Source organism: Pikeienuella sp., assembly GCF_046290545.1.
Lineage (GTDB): Bacteria > Pseudomonadota > Alphaproteobacteria > Rhodobacterales > Rhodobacteraceae > Pikeienuella.
This window is the reverse complement of sequence record NZ_JBKAGV010000007.1, coordinates 207443-223482: the sequence shown is the minus strand read 5'-3', so window position 1 is coordinate 223482 and position 16040 is coordinate 207443. Positions and strand designations below refer to the sequence as shown.

At 69.7% G+C, this 16040-nt stretch carries 14 protein-coding genes, 1 tRNA gene and 1 pseudogene; 5 read left to right on the top strand and 11 right to left on the bottom strand.

Annotation, left to right across the window (positions count from 1 at the left end; genetic code table 11):
- Positions 1-25 precede the first annotated feature (25 nt).
- The 3 genes from ACE37J_RS06135 to dnaK all read right to left on the bottom strand — a co-directional run bounded on the left by ACE37J_RS06135 (position 26) and on the right by dnaK (position 3394).
- Positions 26-116, bottom strand: a tRNA-Ser gene (locus tag ACE37J_RS06135).
- A 69-nt stretch (positions 117-185) separates the two neighbouring features.
- Positions 186-1331, bottom strand: coding sequence for a molecular chaperone DnaJ (gene dnaJ / locus ACE37J_RS06130; protein WP_409708636.1), 1146 nt, complete (start codon positions 1329-1331; stop codon positions 186-188).
- Positions 1332-1471: 140 nt separating this feature from the next.
- Positions 1472-3394, bottom strand: coding sequence for a molecular chaperone DnaK (gene dnaK, locus ACE37J_RS06125; RefSeq protein WP_409708633.1), 1923 nt, complete (start codon positions 3392-3394; stop codon positions 1472-1474).
- 226 nt (positions 3395-3620) lie between these two features.
- On the opposite strand from dnaK, the gene ACE37J_RS06120 reads away from it, so the two are divergent.
- A complete protein-coding gene (locus tag ACE37J_RS06120) occupies positions 3621-4220 on the top strand; it encodes an alpha-ketoglutarate-dependent dioxygenase AlkB (protein WP_409708630.1) in 600 nt (199 codons plus the stop codon).
- Positions 4221-4328: 108 nt separating this feature from the next.
- Here ACE37J_RS06120 and ACE37J_RS06115 read toward each other — a convergent pair whose 3' ends face one another.
- The 5 genes and pseudogenes from ACE37J_RS06115 to ACE37J_RS06095 all read right to left on the bottom strand — a co-directional run bounded on the left by ACE37J_RS06115 (position 4329) and on the right by ACE37J_RS06095 (position 9387).
- Positions 4329-4931 (bottom strand): pyridoxamine 5'-phosphate oxidase family protein, encoded by a 603-nt coding sequence (locus ACE37J_RS06115; RefSeq protein ID WP_409708627.1) that lies wholly within the window; start codon positions 4929-4931, stop codon positions 4329-4331.
- Positions 4932-4948: 17 nt separating this feature from the next.
- Positions 4949-6517 carry a hypothetical protein gene (locus ACE37J_RS06110; protein ID WP_409708624.1) on the bottom strand — a complete coding sequence of 523 codons (1569 nt, stop codon included), beginning with the start codon at positions 6515-6517 and terminating at the stop codon, positions 4949-4951.
- A gap of 49 nt (positions 6518-6566) precedes the next feature.
- Positions 6567-7058 (bottom strand): annotated as a pseudogene (locus ACE37J_RS06105) (nucleotide exchange factor GrpE); the annotation flags it as partial.
- A gap of 319 nt (positions 7059-7377) precedes the next feature.
- On the bottom strand, positions 7378-8439 hold the full coding sequence (hrcA, locus tag ACE37J_RS06100; protein ID WP_409708621.1) for a heat-inducible transcriptional repressor HrcA: 1062 nt from the start codon (positions 8437-8439) through the stop codon (positions 7378-7380).
- A 33-nt stretch (positions 8440-8472) separates the two neighbouring features.
- Entirely contained in the window at positions 8473-9387 is a 915-nt protein-coding gene (locus ACE37J_RS06095) for a LysR family transcriptional regulator (protein WP_409708618.1), read from the bottom strand.
- Between the two features lie 110 nt (positions 9388-9497).
- Between ACE37J_RS06095 and ACE37J_RS06090 the strand changes: the two genes are divergently transcribed.
- From ACE37J_RS06090 to ACE37J_RS06075, 4 genes are all read left to right on the top strand, one after another.
- Positions 9498-10220 (top strand): SDR family oxidoreductase, encoded by a 723-nt coding sequence (locus ACE37J_RS06090; protein ID WP_409708615.1) that lies wholly within the window; start codon positions 9498-9500, stop codon positions 10218-10220.
- A gap of 63 nt (positions 10221-10283) precedes the next feature.
- Positions 10284-10994: a ribonuclease PH gene (rph, locus tag ACE37J_RS06085; RefSeq protein ID WP_409708612.1), complete on the top strand. Its 711-nt coding sequence runs from the start codon at positions 10284-10286 to the stop codon at positions 10992-10994.
- Positions 10991-11602 carry an RdgB/HAM1 family non-canonical purine NTP pyrophosphatase gene (gene rdgB / locus ACE37J_RS06080; RefSeq protein WP_409708609.1) on the top strand — a complete coding sequence of 204 codons (612 nt, stop codon included), beginning with the start codon at positions 10991-10993 and terminating at the stop codon, positions 11600-11602. The genes rph and rdgB overlap by 4 nt, the downstream gene beginning before the upstream one ends.
- Positions 11603-11680: 78 nt before the next feature.
- A complete protein-coding gene (locus ACE37J_RS06075; protein ID WP_409708607.1) occupies positions 11681-13168 on the top strand; it encodes an exopolyphosphatase in 1488 nt (495 codons plus the stop codon).
- A gap of 7 nt (positions 13169-13175) precedes the next feature.
- Here ACE37J_RS06075 and ACE37J_RS06070 read toward each other — a convergent pair whose 3' ends face one another.
- The 3 genes from ACE37J_RS06070 to ACE37J_RS06060 all read right to left on the bottom strand — a co-directional run bounded on the left by ACE37J_RS06070 (position 13176) and on the right by ACE37J_RS06060 (position 16024).
- Entirely contained in the window at positions 13176-13874 is a 699-nt protein-coding gene (locus ACE37J_RS06070) for an SDR family NAD(P)-dependent oxidoreductase (protein WP_409708604.1), read from the bottom strand.
- A 4-nt stretch (positions 13875-13878) separates the two neighbouring features.
- Positions 13879-15375 carry an amidophosphoribosyltransferase gene (purF, locus tag ACE37J_RS06065; protein WP_409708601.1) on the bottom strand — a complete coding sequence of 499 codons (1497 nt, stop codon included), beginning with the start codon at positions 15373-15375 and terminating at the stop codon, positions 13879-13881.
- Between the two features lie 85 nt (positions 15376-15460).
- Positions 15461-16024, bottom strand: coding sequence for a CvpA family protein (locus ACE37J_RS06060; RefSeq protein WP_409708598.1), 564 nt, complete (start codon positions 16022-16024; stop codon positions 15461-15463).
- Positions 16025-16040: the final 16 nt, after the last annotated feature.

Here is a 16040-nt window from a genome sequence, read left to right as displayed (position 1 = left end):
GCGATAATCGGACAGGGGAGGGGGGTGGCGGAGACGATGGGATTCGAACCCACGAGGGCCTTTTGAGCCCTACTCCCTTAGCAGGGGAGCGCCTTCGACCACTCGGCCACGTCTCCGCCGACGCTTAGAGCGGGGCGGGGCGGGAAATTCAAGTGGAAATCGGGCGGGAGATCGGGGAGCTCCGGTCAGCCCGTCATCCCGCCCCAGAAGTTCTTCACGCGGGTGAAGAAATCCGCCGTCTCGGGGCTGTTCTCCTTCCCCGCCTCCTCGAAGAGCTGCAGGAGCTCCTTCTGGTGGGACGTCAGATTCACCGGTGTCTCGACCGCGAGTTCAAGGTAGAGATCGCCGAACCGGCCGCCGCGGAGCTGCGGCATGCCCTTTGCCCGAAGCCGCAGCTGCTTGCCGGACTGGCTGCCCGCGGGGATCTTGACCCGGGTGCGGCCGCCGTCGATCGTCGGCGCCTCGATCTCGCCGCCGAGCGCGGCGGTCGTCATCGGGACGGGGATGCGGCAGAAGAGATCCATCCCTTCGCGGGTGAAGATCGGATGGTCCGCGATTTCGAGGAAGATGTAGAGGTCGCCGGGCGGGCCGCCGCGGCGCCCGGCCTCGCCCTCTCCGGCGAGACGGATCCGGGTGCCGTTCTCCACGCCCTCGGGAATGCGGACGGAGAGCGTCCGCTCCTTCGCAACGCGGCCCTGGCCCTGGCAGGTCCGGCACGGATTCTTGATCGTCTGGCCACGGCCGCCGCAGGTGGGGCAGGTGCGCTCGATCGTGAAGAAGCCCTGCTGCGCCCGCACCTTGCCGAGGCCCGCGCAGGTCGGGCAGGTGACAGGTTCCGCCCCGCCATCCGCACCCGTGCCGTTGCACGCGTCGCAGGCGGAGGAGCCGGGAACGGTGATCGTCGTCTCCTTGCCGAGGAAGGCGTCCTCAAGGCTGATGCGAAGATTGTAGCGGAGATCGGAGCCGCGGGACTGCGCGCGGCCGGGGCCTCGGCCCCGCCCGCCCATGAAATCGCCGAAGAGATCATCGAACACGTCCGAGAAGGCGGAAGAGAAATCGCCATTCGGTCGCGCACCGGCACGCGCGCCGGCCGCGCCCATCCCGCCTTCGAAGGCCGCATGACCAAACTGGTCATAGGCGGCTTTCTTCTCGGGGTCCTTCAGGACGTCATAAGCCTCGTTCACGGCCTTGAACTTGTCGGCGGCGGACGGGTCGTCCTTGTGCCGGTCCGGGTGCATGTCACGCGCGAGCCTGCGGTACGCCTGCTTCAGCTCCGCCTCGGAGGCGCCGCGCTTGACGCCCAGCGTTTCATAGTAGTCGCGCTTAGCCATGAGCCACCATCCGCATCGGAGACGGACCTGAATAGGGGAAGCCGCGGGGAAGGGAAAGCGCCGCGCTGCGCCCGAATGGCGGGGGCGGCCTCAGCCGCCCCGCGCCGTCTTTCGCATCCGTCGCCATGTTCCGCGCCGGATCAGGACTTCTTGTTGTCCTTGACCTCTTCGAAGTCGGCGTCGACCACGTCGTCCTCGGCCTTGCCCTTCGGCTTGTCGGCCTCGGCGTCGTCACCGGAGGAGGCCTCCGCCTCCTCCATCTGCGCCTTGTAGATCGCCTCGCCAAGCTTCATCGCGGTTTCGGTCAGGGCCTGGGTCTTGGCCTTGATCGCCTCCACGTCGTCGCCCTTCGCGGCCTCCTTCAGTTCGTCAATGGCGGACTGGATCGCCGCCTTCACCTCGGGGCCCACCTTGTCGCCATGCTCGGCGAGCGACTTCTCCGTGGAGTGGACAAGGCTCTCGGCGTGGTTCTTCGCCTCGACGGCGGCGCGGCGCTGCTTGTCCGCCTCCGCATTCTCCTCGGCCTCCTTCACCATCTTCTCGATGTCCTGGTCGGAGAGCCCGCCCGAGGCCTGGATGGTGATCTTCTGCTCCTTGTTCGTTCCCTTGTCCCGCGCCTTGACGGAGACGATGCCGTTCACGTCGATGTCGAAGGTCACCTCGATCTGCGGCATGCCGCGCGGGGCGGGCGGGATGTTCTCGAGGTTGAACTGGCCGAGCAGCTTGTTGTCGGCCGCCATCTCGCGCTCGCCCTGGAAGACCCGGATCGTCACGGCGGACTGGTTGTCTTCCGCCGTGGAGAAGGTCTGGCTCTTCTCCGTCGGGATCGCGGTGTTCCGGTCGATGAGGCGGGTGAAGACGCCGCCCAGCGTCTCGATGCCGAGGGAGAGCGGGGTGACGTCGAGCAGCGTGACGTCGGTGACGTCGCCCTGCAGCACGCCGCCCTGGATCGCCGCGCCCATGGCGACGACCTCGTCCGGGTTCACGCCCTTGTGCGGCTCCTTGCCGAAGAAGGCCTTCACCGTCTCGATCACCTTCGGCATGCGGGTCATGCCGCCGACGAGCACGACCTCGTCGATATCGGACGGCTTCACGCCCGCGTCCTTGAGCGCCTTCTTGCAGGGCTCGAGCGTGCGCTGGACGAGATCGTCCACGAGGCTCTCGAGCTTGGCGCGGGTGAGCTTGAGCGTAAGGTGCTTCGGCCCCGTTGCGTCCGCCGTGATGTAGGGCAGGTTGATCTCGGTCTGCGTCGAGGAGGAGAGCTCGATCTTCGCCTTCTCGGCGGCCTCCTTGAGGCGCTGGAGCGCGAGCTTGTCCTTCCGCAGGTCGATCGCGTTGTCCTTCTTGAACTCGTCGGCGAGGTAGTCGACGAGCCGAAGGTCGAAATCCTCGCCGCCGAGGAAGGTGTCGCCGTTGGTGGACTGCACCTGGAAGAGCCCGTCGCCGATCTCCAGCACGGAGATGTCGAAGGTGCCGCCGCCGAGGTCATAGACTGCGATACGCTTGTCGCCGGACTTGTCGAGCCCGTAGGCGAGCGCGGCCGCCGTCGGCTCGTTGATGATGCGGAGCACTTCGAGGCCCGCGATCTTGCCCGCGTCCTTCGTCGCCTGCCGCTGCGCGTCGTTGAAATAGGCGGGGACGGTGATGACGGCCTGCGTCACCTTCTCGCCGAGATAGCTTTCCGCGGTCTCCTTCATCTTCTGGAGGATGAAGGCGCTGATCTGGGAGGGGGAGTACTTCTCGCCCCGGCTCTCGACCCAGGCGTCGCCGTTCGCGCCCTTGGCGATGGCGTAGGGGACCATCTTCTTGTCCTTCTCCACCGCCGGGTCGTCATAGCGGCGGCCAATCAGGCGCTTGACGGCGAAGAGGGTGTTCTCCGGGTTGGTGACGGCCTGGCGCTTCGCGGCCTGGCCGACCAGCCGCTCTCCGCCCTCGGTGAAGGCGACGATGGAGGGCGTGGTGCGCGCGCCTTCGGCGTTCTCGACGACCTTGGGCGTCGTCCCGTCCATGATGGAGACGCAGGAGTTCGTGGTCCCGAGGTCGATTCCGATGACTTTGGACATGTGTGGCGTTCCTTCTCGGCGATGTTTGGCCTTCGGGTCCTGACGGCCCCCGCGGCCTATCCCTTGGATGAGCGGCGCCCGGGTCCGGCCCGCGCGTCGACGGCTATATAGTTGTGACTTTTTTGCCTCGCAAGGCGGCGTTTCCACTCTTTCGGCCGCCCGGCGCGTCGCCGGCATCTGACGCCGGGGGATTGAGCAAAGCGTTAACGGCGGGCAAGCTTGCGCCATGCTTCCCGAAGGGCTTGTCCTCCATCACGGCCATCTCGACGTCGCGGCGCAGGCGGCGCTTGTCTCCGCGCTCCGCGAGGTGGCGAGGGCGGCGGCGCCGCGGCGGATGGAGACGCGGGGCGGGCGGCGGATGTCCGTCGCGATGACCTCGGCGGGGCGGCTCGGCTGGGTTTCGGACGCGCGGGGATACCGCTACGAGCGGCGCCAACCATCGGGTGAACCCTGGCCGCCGATCCCGGAGGCGGCGCTTGCGGTCTGGCGCGCGGTATCGGGCTGGAAGGAGCCGCCCGATTGCCTCCTCCTCAACCATTACGAGGAGGGCGCGCGGATGGGCCTGCATCAGGACCGGGACGAGAACGCCTATGACGCGCCCGTCGTCTCCGTCTCGCTGGGGGACCCGGCGCGGTTCCGCTTCGGCGGGCTGGAGCGGAGCGAGCGGACGCGGAGCTTCGAGCTTCTCTCGGGCGACGTTCTCGTCATGGGCGGCCCCTCGCGGCTCATCTGGCACGGGGTGGACCGCATCCGTTTCGGCGTCTCTCCGCTGCTGGAGAAGGGCGGCCGGCTCAACCTCACGATGCGGGTGGTGCGGGAAGGGTAGGGGGCCCGGCAGGGTGATTTCCATGGAAATCGGCCTCGGAGCATTGTTTTTGCTCAATAAAAACCGTGATCGCCCTGAAACATCGCTGCTGACCGGCGCGGCCGTCGGTCAGTAGAGCTGCGACCGCGACCGCGCTTCCTGCGCCTCCGGGCTCTCGACAGGCCCGTCATCCCCGCAATGCGCCTTCAGGATTTCCCCCATCGTCGGCAGGGAGGACCGCTCCGGCCAGGTCTCCGGCTCCCAGAGATGCGAGCGCATGAAGGCTTTCGGGCAGTGCATGAACACTTCCTCGACCCGGATGCGGGTGACGGTGATGGGCAGCTTGCCCCGCGTCTCGAACCGCTTGCGCAGCGCCTCGTCCGCATGGATCGTCGCGCGACCGTTGATCCGCAGCGTCTCCTTCACGTTCGGGATGATCGCGATGAGGCCGATTGCGGGGTTGGCGAGGATGTTCTTCAGCCCGTCGATCCGGTTGTTGCCGGGCCAGTCGGGGATCAGGAGGTGATGATCGTCCTCCACCAGCAGGAACCCCGGCGCGTCGCCCTTCGGCGAGACGTCGAGCCGCGCGCCGTCCGTCGTCGCCAGCACGGCGAAAGGGCAGGCGGCGAGCCATTGCCGGCAGATCGCGTCCAGCCGGTCGATCACCTTGATCGCGGCCTTCGGATGGACGGGGCCGTAGAGGGCGAGGAGGTCGGCTTCGGTCTCGATCATGGTCACCCCGCCCGGTTTCAGGTCCAGAACGCATCCGGCGCGACGGGCGCGCCGATCCATTTCGCGAAGGCCGCGAAGAGCCACAAATACCGGCTCCCCGCCTCCGGGGCCAGCGTGATCAGGATCTCGAAGCTCGTCGCCGCGATCAGCACCGGGAGCAGCAGCGCAACGCAGGCGAAGATCGAGAGGATGAGCGGCGCCCAGACGGCGCGCATGTCCCCCTGTCGCTCATCCTCGATCATCGCGATCACCGGGCGGCGCAGGGCAGGGGGGATGATCGTCACGAGGCAGAAGAGCGACAGCGAGTAATGGAGGAAGGTCGGCGCGAGGGTGGAGAAGAAAGAGAGGTAGAGCCACCAGTAGCGGCCCGGCTGCGCGCCGATATCGGCGATGGTCTCCTGCAGGTCGATCAGCTGGGCGCCGGCGACGAAGTTCAGGAGGTGGATGGCGGCGATCAGCGTGCAGCCGAGCAGGGTGAAGAGAAGGGCGGCGGCGGCGAGGTCCAGCGCGCCGAAGACGACAGTCCAGAGGTTGCGCGCCTCGGCCCCCTTCGCGATCAGCCAGCGCGTCACCCCGAAGGAGAGCCAGTCGAACACCCCGTTCACGAGCGGCAGGAGGCCAATGAAGATCAGCAGCGTGCGCCCGCGCGCATCGTCTCCGCCACCAAGCGCGGCGGCGAGGGCTAGGAGGCTATAAATCGCGAGGGCGAGGCCGAGATAGACGAGGCGCCCGTCCGCACCGCGCCGCAGAAGCGATGCGAATGCGCCTGCGCCTGCGAATGCGCCTGCGAATGCGCCTGCGCCTGCGAATGCGCCTGCGAATGCGCCTGCGACTGCGAATGCGCCTGCGAATGCGAATGCGCCTGCGAATGCGCCTGCGACTGCGAATGCGAATGCGCCTGCGACTGCGACTACGACTGCGAATGCGACTACGACTGCGAATGCGCCTGCGAATGCGCCTGCGAATGCGAATGCGCCTGCGAATGCGAATGCGCCTGCCAGCCACCGGCAGACAACTGCGTAGCCTTGTCTGCCGGTGGCTGAATTGTAGATCGAGGCTGTATATAGCCCTGCGGCGAGGGCAAGGCCGCCTTTCGTCGCATCGCCGCGCCATCCTTCCGGCAGGGCCGGCAGAACCTCGAAGCCCCCGATCACGCCGGGCGCGCCCGTCCATGCCCAGACGGCGACGAGCAGCGCGATGGGATAAAACACCGCCAGTTTCAGCGCCAAGTCGAAGAGCGGCCAACCGAAGGCCGCGCCCGCCGCCCGCTCCGCCGCGGCCTCGTCGGGCGCGAGAAACTCGGTCATGTGATCGAGCCGCGCCCGGAGGCCGCCCGCGGGCGGTGGAAGCGTCTCCAGGCTCTTCGGCCTCAGCCCGGCGGAGACCCGCGCCAGCGCTCGGCCAACGAGCCGCTCATAGAGCTTCGTGCCCCGCCGGGATTTCAGCCAGCCGACAATCTCCTGCCGCGAAGGCTCCGTCTTCAGCCGCGCGGCGAAGACGAGAAAGACGATCCCGCCGCCGGGGGCCAGAAGCCAGCCGGAGGAGAGAATGCGCAAGGCGAGGTCGAATACGAAAAGGTCCCCCATGAGGGGGAGTTAGCCTCAGCGGCGCCAGCCTTGCCAGCGGTTTCTCCCGTTAGCCCGCCTTCGCGACGCCGACAAGGGCGGGGCGGAGGAGGCGGCCCGAGATCGTGAAGCCGGCCTGCATGACCTCGATCACCGTTCCGGGCTCGAAGCCGGGGACCGGCGCCTCGAACATCGCCTGATGGAGGTTCGGGTCGAACTTCTCCCCCGGCGCGGGCTCCACCGGCTCGATCTTGTGCTTGGCGAAGGCGGAGAGAAGCTCCCGCTGCGTCAGCTCGATCCCCTCGATCAGGCTGGCGGCGGCGGCGCGCGCCGACTCGTCCGCCGCGGCGAGGGCGCGGGCCATGTTGTCATGGACGGAGAGAATGTCCCGCGCCAGCTTCGTGCCGCCATAGGCTTCCGCATCCTTGCGGTCACGCTCGGCCCGGCGGCGGACATTCTCCGCCTCGGCCAGCGCGCGCATCAGCTTTTCCCGCAACTCGTCCCGCTCGGCGATCAGCGTGGCGACCTCCTCGCTCGCCGGCGCCGCTGCGGACGCAGGCGCGGCCTCAAAGGCGGGCGTCTCGAAGCCCCCCGACTCGAAGGCGGAAGCATCGTTCGGCGTCTCGAAGCCAGGCGTCTCGAACCCGCCTGTGTCGAAGGCCGGAGGGTCGTTCGGCGGCGGCGCGTCCGGCGTCTCGAAGGCGGGCGCCTCGAAATCCGGGGCGTCGAAGGCCGGCTTGTCGAAATCCGGAGTCTCGAAAGCCGGCGCGTCGGAGCCGCCCGCCGCCTCGTCCATGGAGAACCCGAAATCCGGCGCTTCCCATTCGTCGGCGCCCGCTTCCTTCTTCTTCCCGTTCATCACTTCGCCTTTCCGCCGGCGGTCAGGGCTTGCCCCGGCCCGCCAGCACTTCGCCCATCATGCGGGCGGTGTAGTCCACGATCGGCACGATGCGCCCGTAATTGAGCCGCGTAGGCCCGATCACTCCGATCGCGCCGACCAGCTTCCGGTCGGCGTTCATATAGGGAGAGATGACCAAAGTGGAGCCCGAAAGGGAAAAGAGCTTGTTCTCCGACCCGATGAAGATGCGCACGCCCTCTCCCTCCCGCGCCAGGTCGAGAAGCTGCGCGATGTCCCGCTTCCGCTCCAGATCGTCGAGAAGCTTGCGCATCCGGTCGAGATCGGCGGCGGCGCCGGAGAGGAGGTTGGCGCGGCCGCGGACGACGAGTCGGTCCGGCTCCACGGCGCCCTCGCCGCTCCAGACGGCGACGCCCGCCTCCACCAGAGCCTGCGCCGTGTCGTCAAGCTCCCGGCGCCGGCGCTCGATCTCCCGCGCCACCACCTCTTTCGCATCGGAGAGCGTGCGCCCGACGAGCATCGCGTTGAGGAAATTCGCCGCCTCCCGCATCGCGGAGGGGGTGAGGCCGGGCGGCGGCTGGATCATCCGGTTCTCGACCGCGCCATCCTCCGTCACCAGCACGACGAGCGCGGCGGCGGGGTTGAGCGAGACGATCTCGAGATGGCGGATCGGCGCCTCCCGCTTCGGCGCGAAGACGAGGGAGGCGCACTGACTGAGGCCGGAGAGCATGGAGCCCGCATGGTCCAGCGCGCGGGTGATGTCCCCGTCCCGGTCGTCGTTCAGCTTCTCGATCTCCGCCCGCTCCTCGGCCGAGATCTCCCCGATCTCGAGCAGCCCGTCCACGAAGAGCCGGAGGCCCGACTGGGTGGGGATGCGCCCGGCGGAGGCGTGCGGGCTTTCGAGGAAGCCGAGCTGCTCCAGGTCCTGCATCACGTTGCGGACGGAGGCGGCGGAGAGCGGCTGGTCCAGCCCCTTCGCGATGGTGCGGGAGCCCACGGGCTCGCCCGTCTCGATGTAGGTCTCCACCAGCCGGCGGAAGATGTCCCGGCTGCGTTCGTTGAGATCGGAGAGCGGCGCAGCGTGCATGGCGACGAGAGGTAGAAAGACCGGGGGGCGCGGTCAATGGCCCGCGTCGTCGCCGGCGCGGACGACGGAGACCGCAAGCCGCCGGAACCAGGCATGCGCCGGGTCGGCCTGCCGCCTCGGATGCCAGAAGAGCGAGAGCGGAAAATCCGGCAGCGCGAGCGGCGGCTCGAAGAGCGAGAAGCCGGGGCCCAGCGCCTCCGCGAACCGGCGGGGCAGGAGGCAGACAAGGTCGGAACCGGCGAGAAGCTGCGGCGCGAGGAGGAAGGATGGCACGGAGGCGACCACCCGCCGCGCGCGGCCGAGCCGCTCCAGCGCCGCATCCGCCGCCCCGCGAAATCCGCCGCCCTCGGTCGAGACGAGGAGATGCGGGAGGGCGCAGAAGCCTTCAAGATCGGGCGGGCCCTCGCCGCGCGGATGCCCGCTTCGCTGCGCCATCAGGAAGGTCTCGCGATAGAGCGGCCTTCCCACCGCGTCGGGCGCGGGCGGCGCGGCGAGAACGGCGAGGTCCGCCGCGCCGGTTTCGAGCGAAGCCCAGGCGCCTTGCGGGCTGAAAGGAAGGAGCGCGAGGCGAAGCCCGGGCCCCGCCTTCGCCAGCGCGGCGACAAGCCCTGGCGCGAAGGCCGCGGCGAAGGAATCCGGGGCGATCAGCCGGAAGGTCGCCGACGCCGTTTCCGGCTCGAAAGCCGCGCGCTCCCGCACGAGCGCATCGAGCGCGGCAAGCGCCTCGCGGAGCGGCGCCTTGAGCCCGGCGGCGAGCGTGGTCGGCGCAAGGTCGCGCCCGGCCGGGATCAGCAGCCGGTCTCCGAAGAGGGCGCGGAGGCGGGCGAGCCGGGCGGACATCGCCGGCTGGCTGATGCGGAGGCGGCGCGCGGCGCGGGTGACGCTTTCCTCCTCCAGCAGCGCGTCGAGGGCGATCAGGAGGTCGATATCGGTTCGGTTCATATCCATGCGGTGGATGGCTCCCATAGCCGTCATCGATTTTTCTTATGCCTCAACGGCGCCCATCTGGCGAGACAGGCCGCGCGGATGGCGCCCGGCGCAAAGTGAAGGGACCAGACATGAACAATCTCGATGGCCGGCGCGTCGTCGTCCTCGGCGGCGGGAGCGGGATCGGACGCGCCGTCGCCGCCGCGGCGAAGGCGGCGGGCGCGGAGGTCGCGCTCGCCAGCCGCAACCGTGCGGCGTTGAGCGCCGCGGCGGAGGCGATCGGCGGGGCCGGAATCTTTCCCCTCGACATGACGGACGCGGCGGCGGCGGAGCCCTGGGCCGCCTCCGTCGGCGCGGCGGACTATCTCGTGATCTCCGCCTCGTCATCCGCGCACGGCCCCTTCGCCACGCTCGACCCGGCCGCGGTGGCGGCGATGTTCGAGGCGAAGTTCCACGGCCCCTATCGTGCGGCGAAGGCGATGCTTCCGCATCTGCGGGCGGGCGGCTCCGTCACCTTCTTCTCCGGCGTCCTCTCCCGCCGCCCCTCGGCGGGGACGACCGGGCTCGGCGCGGTCAACGCCGCGGTGGAGGGGCTGGCGCGGGGCCTCGCGCTCGAACTCGGGCCGAAGCTGCGGGTGAACTGCCTCTCCCCGGGCCTCGTGCGCTCGGACGCCTATGCCGGGATGCCGGAAGAGGCGCGGGAGGCGATGTTCGCGGCGACGGCGGCGAGCCTCCCCGCCGGGCGGGTCGGCGCGGTGGAGGACCTTGCGGCGGCCGCCCTGTTCCTGATGGCCAATCCCTATGCGACCGGGATCGTGCTCGATGTGGACGGCGGCCATCTCGTGAAGGCCTGAGCGCGGTGGACGAAGCCGGGCGGACGGACTAAGCCTCCGCCCGAACGCTTCGAAAGGACCCCCATGCGCCCCTCCGGCCGAGCGCGCGACGAGATGCGCGCCGTCATCATCGAGCCCCATGTCTCCCGCCACGCGGAGGGCTCCTGCCTCATCCGCGTCGGCGACACGCATGTGCTCTGCACCGCCACGATCGAGGAGCGGGTGCCGCCCTTCATGCGCAATACGGGCCTCGGCTGGGTGACGGCGGAATACGGGATGCTCCCGCGCGCCACCAACACCCGCATGAAGCGGGAGGCGAAGACGCAGCAGAGCGGGCGGACGCAGGAAATCCAGCGCCTGATCGGCCGCGCGCTCCGGATGGGGGCGGACCGGGTCCTGCTCGGCGAGCGGCAGATCACCATCGACTGCGACGTGATCCAGGCGGATGGCGGCACGCGCTGCGCCTCCATCACCGGCGGCTGGGTCGCGCTCCGGCTGGCGGCGGACCGGCTGATGAAGGCGGGCGAGCTGAAGGAAAACCCGGTCACGGAGCATATCGCCGCGATCTCCTGCGGCGTGCATGAGGGCTTCCCGGTGCTCGATCTGGACTATCTCGAAGACTCGGCGGCGGGGACGGATGCGAATTTCGTCCTCACGGGCTCGGGCGGGATCGTCGAGGTGCAGGGCTCGGCCGAGGGCTCGCCGTTTTCCGAGGCGCAACTGCTGGAGTTGCTGAAGCTGGCGCGGAAAGGCGCGGGCGAGCTCGTCTCCGCGCAGAAGGCCGCGATCGCGTGAGCCGGCGGCTAGAACCCGGGCGGCTCGTCGTCGCCACCCACAATGCGGGGAAGGTGCGGGAGATGGGGGCGCTCCTCGCGCCCTTCGGGATCGAGACGATTTCCGCCGGCGAGCTTGGCCTGCCCGAGCCCGCGGAGACGGAGGAGACGTTCGAGGGCAATGCGCGGATCAAGGCGCACGCCGCCGCGAGGGCGAGCGGCCTGCCCGCCCTCTCTGACGACAGCGGCATCGAGGTCGAGGCGCTGGGCGGCCAGCCAGGCGTCCATACCGCAGACTGGGCGGAGACGGGCAGGGGGCGCGACTTCGTGATGGCGATGACCCGCGTCTGGCGCCTCCTCGAAGAGGCGGAAGCGCCGGAGCCGCGCCGCGCGCGCTTTGTCTCCACGCTCTGCCTCGCCTGGCCGGACGGGCATGACGAGGTGTTCCGTGGCGAGGTTCCGGGCCGCATCGTCTGGCCGATGCGGGGCCGCGCGGGCTTCGGTTTCGACCCGATCTTCCTGCCGGAAGGCGAGACGGAAACCTTCGGGGAGATGGACCCGGAGCGGAAGAACGCGATGAGCCACCGGGCGCGGGCCTTCGCGCTTCTGGTCGGCGCCTGCCTCCGCTGAGCGCCCCGGATTGCCGCTTGACCTCGCTTCGCTGCGCCGCAATAGAGCGGAGCAAGGCGAAGCCGGGCGGAGAGGGACATGACCGCTTTGGAGAAGGCCATGCACGCTCCGCGCGCGCTCGGGGCGCTTGTCGGCGTGATCGACATCGGATCGAACTCCGTGCGCCTTGTCGTCTTCGAGGACGGGGTGAGGAGCCCCGATTATGTCTTCAACGAGAAGGTGATCTGCGGCCTCGGCCGCGGCATGGCCGAGACGGGGCGGCTCAACCCCGCGGCCAAGCCCGCCGCGCTTTCCGCGCTCCGCCGCTTCGTCGCGCTCGCGCGGCGGATGGAGGTGGGGGAGCTGCTCGTGATCGGCACGGCGGCGCTCCGCGAGGCGGATGACGGCCCGGCCTTCCGCGACGAGCTTTCGGATGCGCTCGGCGTCACCGTCCGCGTCGTCACCGGGCGGGAGGAGGCGCGGCTGGCGGCGGAAGGCGTGCTCTTCGGCTGGCCGGCGGCGGAGGGGGTGGTGGCCGATCTCGGCGGCGCCTCGCTCGAACTGGCGGCGGTGAAGGGCGGCAAGGTCGGCGCCGTCGCCTCCGTCTCCGCCGGGCATCTCGGGCTCACGGAAGCGGACGCGCCGCTGACGCGCCGGGCGCTCCTCTCCCTCGGCGCCGCCGCCGCGCCGTTCCGGGAGCAGGCGGGGCGGCTGATCCTCGTCGGCGGCGCGTGGCGCGCGCTGGCGAAGGCGGAAATGGCGCGGGCCGGCTATCCGTTCCACGTTCTCCAGGGCTACGAGATGACGCCCGCGCAGGCGGAGGAGGCCTGCGACTGGGCGATTTCGGAGAGCGTCGCCAATGTGAAGAAGATCGCGGGCGTTTCCGCCTCCCGCGTTGGCGCGCTGGTGGGCGGGGCGCGGGCGCTGAAGCGGCTGCTGGCCGATCTTTCGCCGAAAAGCGTGGACATCTCCGCCTTCGGCGTGCGCGAGGGCGTTCTCTACGAGCGGATGGGGGAGCGGCTGCGCAAGCAGGAGCCGCTGATCGCGGCGGCGACGGCGATGGAGGCGCGGCACGCCCGCAAGCCCGGCTTCGGCGAGGAGCTGTTCGGCTGGATGCGCCCGATCCTCGGCGGGCTGACGGCGGACCGGATGCGCCTCGCCGAGGCGGTGTGCCTGCTCCATGACGTGAACTGGCGCGCGCATCCGGATTTTCGCGTCACGGCCTGTTTCGGCACCGTGAGTCGCGCCAATCTCGGCGGGGTCGGGCATCGGGGGCGGCTGTTCCTCGGCGCGGCGCTGATGCACCGCTACAAGGGTTCGCTCCAGCCGCATGAGGCGGCGGCGGTCGCGCGCCTTGGGGACGATGCGCGCCGCGATGCGGAGATCGTGGGGCGCGCGGCGCGGCTCGGAGCCATGGTCTCCGGCTCCGCGCCCGGGACGCTCGCCCATTGCGCGCTGCGGCTGGACGGGGCGCGCCTCATCCTCAGCTTCGCGCCGGAGGCGGCGGATTTCAGCGGCGAGCGGGTCAAACGCCGGCTGGATGCGCTGGCGGATGTGATGAAGCTGGAATCGGTCCTGGTCGGCTGAGAGCGGCTCAGAGCCTGACAGTCTCGCCCGGCGCGGCCTCTCCGGCGACGATCTTCGCGACGAGCCGCTCCGCGACATCGGCGGTGGGCGCGAGAGTCGCGCGGTCCTCGCCCGGCCGGAACCGGGCGCGCACGGCGGTCGGCATCGGCGGCGGGGCCGCCAGCCAGATGCGCGGCCCGCGCCGGGCCTGCTCCGCGGCGTATGAAAGCGCGAGCGTGCGCGCCGCCGCCTTCGCCGCGCCATAAGCGCCGAGAAAGGCGGCGCCGGCCGTATCGGGATCGTCGACAAACACCGCCTGTGCCGCCGGCGCCGCCTTCAGGAGCGGATGGAGGACGCGGATCAGCCGCTGCACGGCGCGGAAATCCACCGCGATGGCCTTGTCCAGATCGGCGGCGGCGACATGCTCCGCCGGCGCCATCGGCGCCGCCTCCGCCGCGCAATGGACGAGAAGGTCGAGCCGGCCCCAGCGCTGGTTGAGCGCGGCGCCGAGCCGCTCCAGCGCCGGATCGTCCCTTATGTCGAGCGGCGTCAGCGTCGCCGCGCCGCCGGCTGCGGAAATGGCGTCGTCCAGCTCTTCGAGCGCGCCCTGGGTGCGGCCGAGGGCGACGACATGCGCGCCCTGCGCCGCGAGCGCGCGGGAGACGGCGTGGCCCAGCCCGCGCGTCGCGCCCGTGACGAGGGCGATCCGGCCTTCAAGCTCCGCCATTCGTTCAGACCGTCTCTTTCAGCTTCAGGTCGCCCTTGGCGAGCCGGTCCGAAGGCGGGATCGGATAGTCGCCGGAGAAGCAGGCGTCGCAGAATTGCGGCTCCGCGGCGCGCCCGCCCTCATGCCCTGTCGCGCGATAGAGCCCGTCAAGGCTGACGAAGTTCAGCGAATCGACCTGGAGATAGGCGGCCATCTCCTTCACGCTCATGTTGTGGGCGAGGAGCTTCGAGCGTTCCGGCGTGTCGACGCCGTAGAAGCAGGACCACATGGTGGGCGGGGAGGCGATGCGGAAGTGCACTTCCTTCGCCCCGGCGTCCAGCACCATGTCCCTGATCTTGCGGGAGGTGGTGCCGCGCACCACACTGTCGTCCACGAGGCAGACGCGCTTGCCGCGGATCAGGGCGCGGTTGACGTTGAGCTTCAGCCGCACGCCCATGTTGCGGATCTGGTCCGTCGGCTCGATGAAGGTGCGGCCGACATATTGATTGCGGATGATCCCCATGGCGAAGGGGATGCCGCTTTCCTGGCTGAAGCCGATGGCGGCGGGCGTGCCGCTGTCCGGCACGGGGCAGATGTAATCCGCCTCCACCGGCGCCTCTTTCGCCAGCTCCGCCCCGATGCGCCGGCGCGCCTCATAGACGGAGAGGCCGCCGATCATGCTGTCGGGGCGGGAGAAGTAGACATATTCGAAGATGCAGAATTTCGGCCGGGCGGCGGGGAAGGGGCGCTCGGAACTCACGCCCTCGCGCGTGATGACGACCATCTCGCCCGGCTCGACCTCCCGCACGAACTCCGCGCCCACGATGTCGAGCGCGCAGGTTTCGGAGGAAAGCACCCAGCCCTCCCCGAGCTTGCCGAGAACGAGGGGGCGGACGCCGAGCGGGTCCCTTATGCCGATCAGCTTCGTCCGGGTCATGGCGATGAGGGAATAGGCGCCCTCCACCCGGCGCAGCGCGTCCTTCATCCGCTCCACGATCGTGCGCTGGATCGACCGGGCCATGAGGTGGAGGATGCATTCGGTGTCTGACGAGGACTGGAAGATCGCCCCGCGCTCGATCAGCTCCTCCCGCAGCGCCTCCGCATTGGTGAGGTTGCCGTTATGGGCGAGCGCGAAGCCGCCCCGCGCAAATTCTGCGTAGAGCGGCTGCACGTCCCGTATCGCGGTGCCGCCCTTGCCGCCGGCGGTCGAGTAGCGGACATGGCCGATGGAGACGGCGCCGGGCAGGCCGCGCATCACCTCGGCGCGCGTGAAATTGTCCCGCACATAGCCCATGCGGCGGGCGGAGTTGAACCGGCCCTCGACCGGATCATAGGCGACGATGCCGCCCGCCTCCTGCCCGCGATGCTGGAGCGCGTGAAGCCCGAGGGCGACGAAATTCGCCGCGTCCTGCACGCCGAAGACGCCGAAGATCCCGCATTCCTCATGCAGCTTGTCGTCGAACGGGGTCTCCGCCTCGATCTCGATCTGGGCTTCGGGGCCGGGCTCGGGCGATGCGGGCATGGGGCGATCCTCGACTCGGTCCGTCACAGCGCAGTCATATAGGGGCGGGGCGGGCGCGAGTCGATCATGCTCGGGGCATCCCGGCTCAGGCCGACGCCTCGACGCAGCCGCCCATGAGCCGGTCGATCCGGCTCTGGAGCCAGTCGGGCACTTCGGTCGGCGCGAGCGCCTCAAGCGCCTTTGCCGCGTCCCCGATCAGCGCGATGCTCGCCGACTGGTCGATCATCGCCACGCGCTCCGAATCCGTGATGACGAGATCGTAGAGAAGATAGACGACCGCGATGAGCGCCACGCCGCGCGCAATGCCGAAGACGAAGCCGAGCCCCTTGTCCACCGCCGCCAGCGGCGTCGCGTGGATCGCCGAGGAGAGGACGGGCGTGAAGAAGGAAAGGACGATGAGCGCGACGCCGAACACCGCGACGAAGGAGGCGAGAGCCGTCATCGTGCAGGACGAGCGCAGAAAGTCCCCCAGATAGGGCGTCTCGAGGATCAGGGGGGAGACCATCGGCGCGAAATAGAAGGAGAGGAAGGCCGCGGCGATCCAGCCGCCGATCGCCAGCGCCTCCCGCACGAAGCCGCGGTTGAAGGCGAGGAAGGCGGAGACGAGCACCACCAGCGCCACCACCGCATCCGCCATCGTCAGCGACATGCGCCCCCCGTCATCC

Bases quoted from the DNA above. Each gene is read 5' to 3' on its own strand.
- dnaJ (WP_409708636.1), bottom strand. From the start codon at position 1,331: ATGGCTAAGCGCGACTACTATGAAACGCTGGGCGTCAAGCGCGGCGCC.
- dnaK (WP_409708633.1), bottom strand. From the start codon at position 3,394: ATGTCCAAAGTCATCGGAATCGACCTCGGGACCACGAACTCCTGCGTC.
- ACE37J_RS06120 (WP_409708630.1), top strand. From the start codon at position 3,621: ATGCTTCCCGAAGGGCTTGTCCTCCATCACGGCCATCTCGACGTCGCG.
- ACE37J_RS06115 (WP_409708627.1), bottom strand. From the start codon at position 4,931: ATGATCGAGACCGAAGCCGACCTCCTCGCCCTCTACGGCCCCGTCCAT.
- ACE37J_RS06110 (WP_409708624.1), bottom strand. From the start codon at position 6,517: ATGGGGGACCTTTTCGTATTCGACCTCGCCTTGCGCATTCTCTCCTCC.
- hrcA (WP_409708621.1), bottom strand. From the start codon at position 8,439: ATGCACGCTGCGCCGCTCTCCGATCTCAACGAACGCAGCCGGGACATC.
- ACE37J_RS06095 (WP_409708618.1), bottom strand. From the start codon at position 9,387: ATGGATATGAACCGAACCGATATCGACCTCCTGATCGCCCTCGACGCG.
- ACE37J_RS06090 (WP_409708615.1), top strand. From the start codon at position 9,498: ATGAACAATCTCGATGGCCGGCGCGTCGTCGTCCTCGGCGGCGGGAGC.
- rph (WP_409708612.1), top strand. From the start codon at position 10,284: ATGCGCCCCTCCGGCCGAGCGCGCGACGAGATGCGCGCCGTCATCATC.
- ACE37J_RS06075 (WP_409708607.1), top strand. From the start codon at position 11,681: ATGACCGCTTTGGAGAAGGCCATGCACGCTCCGCGCGCGCTCGGGGCG.
- ACE37J_RS06070 (WP_409708604.1), bottom strand. From the start codon at position 13,874: ATGGCGGAGCTTGAAGGCCGGATCGCCCTCGTCACGGGCGCGACGCGC.
- purF (WP_409708601.1), bottom strand. From the start codon at position 15,375: ATGCCCGCATCGCCCGAGCCCGGCCCCGAAGCCCAGATCGAGATCGAG.
- ACE37J_RS06060 (WP_409708598.1), bottom strand. From the start codon at position 16,024: ATGTCGCTGACGATGGCGGATGCGGTGGTGGCGCTGGTGGTGCTCGTC.